This window comes from Streptomyces sp. NRRL B-24484, from assembly GCF_000717715.1.
Lineage (GTDB): Bacteria > Actinomycetota > Actinomycetes > Streptomycetales > Streptomycetaceae > Kitasatospora.
The window spans coordinates 1-988 of sequence record NZ_JOAI01000129.1 but is presented as its reverse complement, the minus strand read 5'-3'; the positions used below and the strand labels follow the sequence as shown (position 1 = coordinate 988).

Here is a 988-nt window from a genome sequence, read left to right as displayed (position 1 = left end):
GCGATGGTGGGGTTGACGCGGCCGTAGACGATGACCAGTCCGTTGAGGACGCCGACGAGGATGCCGACGGCGACGGCGGCGGCCATGCCGACGAGGGGGTTGGAGCTGGCGGCGGTGAAGGCCATGGCGCTGACGACCGAGGCGACGCCGGCCTGGGAGCCGACGGAGATGTCGAGGCCGCCGCAGATGATGACGACGGTCTGGACGACGGCGAGCAGGCCGGTGATGGTGGCGGCCTCGGCGATGACCTGGATGTTGGAGATGCTGAGGTAGTTGGTGTTGAGGGTGCCGAAGAGGGCGAGGACGACGACCAGGGCGCCGATGAGGCTGAGGTTCTGTCCGCCGACGGAGGTGAGGAACGCGAGCGGGCTCGCGTTCCTGCGCGGCTTGGGGGTGCCGGCGGTGGCGGGCGGGGTGGTGGTCGTGGTGCTCATGCGGGGGCTCCAGGGGTGCGGGCAGGGGCGATGTCGTCGGCCATGGCGAGGTTGAGGATGGCTTCCTCGGTGGCCTGGGCGCGGTCGAGTTCGCCGGTGATGCGGCCGTTCTGCATGACGACGATGCGGTCGGCGAGGCCGAGGACCTCGGGGAGTTCGGAGGAGATGACGAGGATGGCGACGCCGTCGGCGGCGAGGTCGGCGATGATCTGGTAGATCTCGGCCTTGGCGCCGACGTCGATGCCGCGGGTGGGCTCGTCCAGGATGAGGACCTTGGGTTTGCGGGCGAGCCAGCGGGCGAGGACGACCTTCTGCTGGTTGCCGCCGGAGAGTTTGCGGACCTCGTGTTCGATGGACGGGGTGCGGACCCGGAGCCGGTCCGCGTACTGCTGGGCGAGGTCGCGTTCGGCGGCGCGCTTGACGAAGCGGAAGCGGCGCAGGCGTTCCAGGACGACGGTGGAGGTGTTGTCGCGGATCGAGCGGTGCAGGAACAGGGCCTGGGCCTTGCGTTCCTCGGGGGCGAGGCCGAGGCCCGCGCGGATCACGGCGCCGGG

Annotated in this window: 2 protein-coding genes; both read right to left on the bottom strand. The window is 70.6% G+C overall.

What is annotated here, in order from left to right; genetic code table 11:
• The coding region (locus tag IE98_RS0141555; RefSeq protein WP_030277945.1) for an ABC transporter permease subunit at nt 1–434 on the bottom strand (434 nt) is incomplete at its 3' end.
• A partial coding sequence (locus tag IE98_RS0141550) for an ATP-binding cassette domain-containing protein (protein WP_030277944.1) occupies nt 431–988 on the bottom strand: 558 nt, incomplete at its 5' end. The genes IE98_RS0141555 and IE98_RS0141550, both read right to left, overlap by 4 nt.